Source organism: Candidatus Omnitrophota bacterium (assembly GCA_016929445.1).
Classification (GTDB): Bacteria; Omnitrophota; Gorgyraeia; order JAFGIU01; family JAFGIU01; genus JAFGIU01.
Map to the genome: position 1 here is coordinate 1 of JAFGIU010000098.1, position 5279 is coordinate 5279.

General features: G+C 53.5%; 6 protein-coding genes. 2 read left to right on the forward strand and 4 right to left on the reverse strand.

The genetic code is table 11. The annotated features are described in order from the left end of the window. Positions 1-987: acetolactate synthase large subunit (locus tag JW937_07755; protein MBN1587309.1), on the forward strand; the 987-nt coding region annotated here is incomplete at its 5' end. Then, positions 974-1282, forward strand: a complete 309-nt coding sequence (gene ilvN, locus JW937_07760) for an acetolactate synthase small subunit (protein MBN1587310.1) — start codon at positions 974-976, stop codon at positions 1280-1282. The genes JW937_07755 and ilvN, both read left to right, overlap by 14 nt. Here the strand turns inward: ilvN and JW937_07765 are convergent. The 4 genes from JW937_07765 to JW937_07780 form a co-directional block, all read right to left on the reverse strand. Beyond that, on the reverse strand, positions 1272-1952 hold the full coding sequence (locus JW937_07765) for a glycerophosphodiester phosphodiesterase (GenBank protein ID MBN1587311.1): 681 nt from the start codon (positions 1950-1952) through the stop codon (positions 1272-1274). The two genes, ilvN and JW937_07765, sit on opposite strands and share 11 nt — an antisense overlap. Positions 1953-1964: 12 nt before the next feature. Beyond that, entirely contained in the window at positions 1965-2351 is a 387-nt protein-coding gene (locus JW937_07770; GenBank protein ID MBN1587312.1) for a PAS domain-containing protein, read from the reverse strand. Between the two features lie 63 nt (positions 2352-2414). Next, on the reverse strand, positions 2415-4439 hold the full coding sequence (locus tag JW937_07775) for a radical SAM protein (protein ID MBN1587313.1): 2025 nt from the start codon (positions 4437-4439) through the stop codon (positions 2415-2417). A gap of 240 nt (positions 4440-4679) precedes the next feature. Beyond that, positions 4680-5171: a tryptophan-rich sensory protein gene (locus tag JW937_07780; protein ID MBN1587314.1), complete on the reverse strand. Its 492-nt coding sequence runs from the start codon at positions 5169-5171 to the stop codon at positions 4680-4682. Between the last annotated feature and the right edge of the window lie 108 nt (positions 5172-5279).

Sequence of the window (5279 nt, forward strand, 5' to 3'; positions counted from 1 at the left end):
ACTATGACTCTGATGGGCCTGGGCGCGATGCCGGTGGATCATCCCCTGTCTTTGGGAATGCTCGGGATGCATGCGGCACTTTACACCAACTACGTGCTGGAAGAGTGTGATCTCCTGATTGCGGCAGGCGTGCGCTTTGACGACCGCGCCACCGGCAAAGTGGAGGCCTTCTGCCCGCAGGCGCAGATCATACACATAGATATCGATCCCAGCGAACTGGACAAAATCAAGACAGCGCATGTGGGCATTACCGGGGACGTGGGCCAGGTCTTGAAAGCAATGTTGCCGCAAATCCAAAAGCAGGACCGGCGGGCCTGGCTCACACGTGTTCAAGAACTCAAGGAGCAATTCCCTTTGCAGATTCCGGGAGCAAAAAACCCCTTGAGCCCTTACGGCATCTTGTTGCATGTGGCGGAGCTTCTGGACGACGAGGCTATCATTGCCACCGATGTGGGGCAGCACCAGATGTGGGCGGCTCAAGTGTACCCTCTGCGACGCGAACGCCAATGGCTGACTTCCGGAGGATTGGGCACCATGGGTTTTGGGTTTCCCACTGCTATCGGGGCAGCCTTGGCCAAACCGGACCGCACGGTTGTGTGCTTCAGCGGAGACGGCAGTTTCTTGATGAACATCCAGGAGCTCGCCACAGCCGCCGAAGAAAACACCAACGTGAAGATTATCCTGATGAACAACAACTCCCTGGGATTGGTGCACCAGCAGCAGGACATGTTCTACGGCCAGCGTCTCTTTGCCGTGGATTACAAGCAACACGTGGATTATGTGCGCATTGCCGAAGGCTTTGGGGTCAAGGCTTATGACCTGGGCAAGGCCGAGTCACCCCACAAGACTCTGGCCCAGGCACTGTACGAGAAGGGTCCCTGTTTGATTCACGTGCCCATTGATGTGGAGGAGAAGGTGTACCCTATGGTGCCGCCGGGCGCCGCAAATAAGGACATGATCGGAGGTGAAGCCAATGTGCCCGCTTAAATCTGACTCCAAGAACCTTACTCACACGGTATTGGAAATCACAGTCAACAACCACCCGGGCGTCATGTCTCATGTGGTCGGACTCTTTTCCCGCCGCGCCTACAACGTGGAAGGCATTCTCTGTATGCCCATCGGCAATGGAGCGCAAAGCCGCATCTGGCTGATGGTCAACGAAGACAGCCGGTTGGAGCAAATGGTCCAGCAGATGCTCAAACTCGAAGATGTGCTTCAAGTCTCGCACCACGCTGCGGACCACAGAGTCTTTATGCAGTTGGAGGAATTCTTTAAGGAGTGATCAGGAATTGCTTCATGCCGGCCGGATCATCCGTAAAAATCGCATCCACGCCCCAACCGGCAAAGGTTTGGGCCTCACGAGGCATATTAACCGGATAGATCCAGATGGAGACGCCGTGTTTTTGCAGGCCGGCCAGGCCCTCCCGGCTCACATACCCGCGGAAAAGGCTGACCTGCTTGGTCTGGGTGTCTTCGAAGAGTTCCCGGAAGCGAATGGGCACTGCAGCCAACACGATGGATCGCATCACAGCCGGATACTGCTCAGCCATCTGGACAATCTCGCCATGGAGAAATGAAGTCACATGGATTTCAGGGCCGGCCTTTCGGGACTCAAGCACAGGGACAAGAACCTCTGTAACCCCCAAGGCTTTAAGGTCCAGAGTCAGAGGGACGCGGCCATGGAAGCGGTCCAGGACTTCCTCCAACGAAGGAATTCGCGCCCCGTCTCGCAGATCAATCTGCTGCAACTGCTGAAGCGTCAGTTCATTCACATAATGCCATTGGCCATTGACCTCGATCAGATCGTCATGCCGGACAACCATCCGGCCGTCCTTGCTCAACAGCACGTCCAGTTCAATTCCATCCACACCAATTTCCAGGGCTCGGTCAAAAGCCTCCAGAGTATTTTCTGGCAGTTCTGCGCTCGCACCGCGGTGAGCTATAATCTTCATTGTGCCTCGCTTTTAGACAATTTCCTTTCCTGAACTTATGGTCCCCACAATCACGCCGGGACTATCCCGCAGCAAGTTGTTATTCCACGCAATCAACTTCTCTTGACCGTCCTTGGTCAACACGGGATTCTCATAAAACTCGACCAAATCCATATCGCCGGCCATTACCCCTCTAAAAACCAGTTCAACTGTCTTTCTCTGCTTTTGGGGCAAACAAGTCGCGAACCAGTTCTTGCCCACCAATTCCTCACATTCAAAGCCGAGGAAATCGCGGAGCTTCCGGTTGACAAAAATAATGCGGCCCTCGGTATCAAGGGCCACAACCATTGTGTTCAGTGACTCCAGCTTCTGGAGCTCCTCACGGACGGGCGGACTCGAGTCAGCATCTTGGCATGGCATTACTCTTCTCCGAAGCTAGTATATGCTTTACCCGGGCCAGGCATACAGAGCCTTTCCTTTCCTCTACTTCACAGAACCGGGAATTCCTCCGAAGAAATGGACTAGAGTGTGCTTAAAGAATGCGCACAAGAAGGCCAGGAACAACCAACTTTCCAGAAGTAGATCAAACACCAGCTTGCTCAAGTCAACCCGGTGCAATCGTCCCCTGCTCAAAGCATGCCACGTATCCTGCCGGAACTGACGAAAAGCATGACGGGAGTAGGTCAATGAGTTACAGAAGATGTTCCTTTGCCTTAACCAGAGCAATCCACGGGACGGCACCCTTAGGCGTGTCCGCACTGTTGTGTCCCCAGAAGCTCTCCCCAAGCGAACCAGCGCGCGCCGGTACAAAAGCTGCAGCTCCGTCAATTGCAACTGTCGCCACTGCCTCGCACGTCCGTATTGCTTTTCAAGCTCTTCAACAATCAATTCTTCGAGTTTCGAACGCCTGCGCGTCTGAAGCCATAGTTCCTGCATCTCCAACGCAAGCGTTGCCCACAGCTTCGGGTAACGAAGAATGTCTCGAATCCGGCGCTTCAGGTAAAGCCAACGAGTCTCGACAGGGAACCCGGGCCGGCGCTCAAGCCGGTTCTTTAGCCTAAAGAACCCGTTGATCATGGGGTGCCCTCCCTCGACCATCGTTGCGTTCTTGTACCAAACAAAATTACCAAAGACCCCCCAATAGCTTTCGGGACGCACTCTTCGCAGAATAGCGCTCATGTTTTCAAGACTGTAAAAAGAGCTCCAAGCATCCTTGTAACTCTGCGTCCATTCTTCCTTTGTCATAAGCGGATGTTCAGTGGTTGCGTGAAAAGTATCATAGCGGTTCAGGTCAGAGTCCACGGAAACGCCGCGATTCAGCAGATTCAAATGATCTTCAGAGCCCGGCAGCGGAGTAAGCATAAAGAAAGAAGCTTGTTCGGCCCGCACCTCAAGTTTGAGCTGTTCCACATCCCGGTGCACTGACTCGGCCGTATCAAACGGGAATCCGATAATATAGGCGACATGAGTCGAGATCCCCTCCCGGCGGTAAGATTCGATCATTTCCCTGAATTCACCCACTTGGTTTTGCCGTTTTCCCGCTCCTTCCAAGTTCTGGGAGTTCAGACTTTCCAGCCCGATAAATACCTGGGAACAACCTGCCTTCTTCGCCTTAGTCACAAAGTCCGGCAGTTTATGTGAACGGGCATCCACCTGCATCATGAATGCAATGTACATTTTTTCTTCCACGCGAAGCCGGATAAGAGCATCCAGGATTTCCTCCCAGTATTTGTTCCTGCAGAAATTGTCATCCGTGAAGAAATAATAGGAGATGCCCTTTTCCCTGTAATTAGCACGGATCCAAGCCACCAACCGGCTCACGTCCCGAAAACGCATCTTGCGCCCCTGCACATTGACCACCGTACAAAACGAGCATTCAAAAGGACAACCCCGTCCGCAGTCCAGGGTCCCGAACCTCGGGGAGACATAATGCTTATTGCTGCGCCGGCTAAAGTCCGGACAGGGAGCAGCACTCAAATCAGGCTTGGCACCCAGGAAATTGTAGACAGGCTTGCGGCTTCCATCGAGGACATCACGCAAGATTGTTCCCCATCGCCCTTCAATCTCACCTGCCACCACTGTGACCCCCGCATCGATCAATCTTTGGATTTCAGGAGCCACACCCGGCAGCATCGCAATAGAACCACTCACGTGGAACCCGCCGATCAAGACATCAACACCGGCGCTGCGCAACTCCAATGCCAAATCAGAGGCGCGAGGAAACTGGTTTGTCTGCACGCCTACCAAACATACAATTGCTTTGGTGCGCACGCGGCGGCTGGTCCGCAGGATTGCGGGGATGTTTACCCTTTGCACACTTTCGTCCAAGGTAATGATCTGCCACTGCAGCTTGTCCCCCAGCACCCGGCGATCCCGGACATCCTCCGTCAATCCGTTCAGGCAGGCCAGCGTGTTGCTGGGCAATACGCCCCGCCAGTGGCGGATAACATAGCCCTCGTCGTCATACTTAGAGGGTTTGATTAGATAGATAACAAGTCGCCGAACCATGATATGACCTCTCCCAATTAGCCTCATTTTATCTGTCTATTTTCATCCTTTGCGCAGGGAAAATATATACGGAATAGACCTACCTTGGCAACCACCCGAGGAAACACAATAAGCTGTTGAATATCCTTGGGTTAGGAGTCGGGGATTGGGAGAACGGATGCCGAAGCCCATAATCTCCGGGCAGGATCTGCTCCAACTTGCTTGTGATCTTTTGGGAAAGAGGCGCGTCTTACGAACCTCTCAACCAGTTCTGTTTAGCCACCAAAAACCTCCATTTAGAATAACTGCAAAACTTACCCACAAAAGATATGGCAACATCAAGAGCCCCGCAACAAGCTCTGTGCGACAGAATACAATCACACAAGCCAAAATGCTGAGCTGTAACAGGACAATTTCAATAAGGGCCAGGCTGATGGCATGTTCGCCAAAGAAAAGCCAAGACCACATTGCGTTCAAAACCAACTGCGCAAGAAAAAGACCGAGCCCAAGCTGCCGGTCCTTGCTTCGGGGGGTACGCCAAAGGCGCCAAACCGCGAGGCCCATCAGAACATACAGCACAGACCATACCAGCGGGAAAACCACACTAGGCGGCGTCCAGAAAGGCTTCCGCAAAAGTTCATACCAAAGGCCGGGCTCAAACTGAGAACCGGCAACCCCTGCGCTCAAGGAAAGCCCCACCCACCCCAACAAGGCCAGCCAATCACGCGGGCAAATCTTTACTATCGTTTTCATTGAGACATTGTACGCGATCCAGCCCTCAGCCTGCTGCTCCGGCCTCTCTTCTCAGGAAGCCGCAACGGGGACGGACCTCACACAACACGTTGGTGGGTAATGGGATCG

What these genes read in the sequence shown, in the direction of transcription:
- JW937_07770 (MBN1587312.1), bottom strand. Translation starts at nt 2,351, where the DNA reads ATGCCATGCCAAGATGCTGACTCGAGTCCGCCCGTCCGTGAGGAGCTC.
- JW937_07765 (MBN1587311.1), bottom strand. Translation starts at nt 1,952, where the DNA reads ATGAAGATTATAGCTCACCGCGGTGCGAGCGCAGAACTGCCAGAAAAT.
- JW937_07775 (MBN1587313.1), bottom strand. Translation starts at nt 4,439, where the DNA reads ATGGTTCGGCGACTTGTTATCTATCTAATCAAACCCTCTAAGTATGAC.
- JW937_07780 (MBN1587314.1), bottom strand. Translation starts at nt 5,171, where the DNA reads ATGAAAACGATAGTAAAGATTTGCCCGCGTGATTGGCTGGCCTTGTTG.
- ilvN (MBN1587310.1), top strand. Translation starts at nt 974, where the DNA reads ATGTGCCCGCTTAAATCTGACTCCAAGAACCTTACTCACACGGTATTG.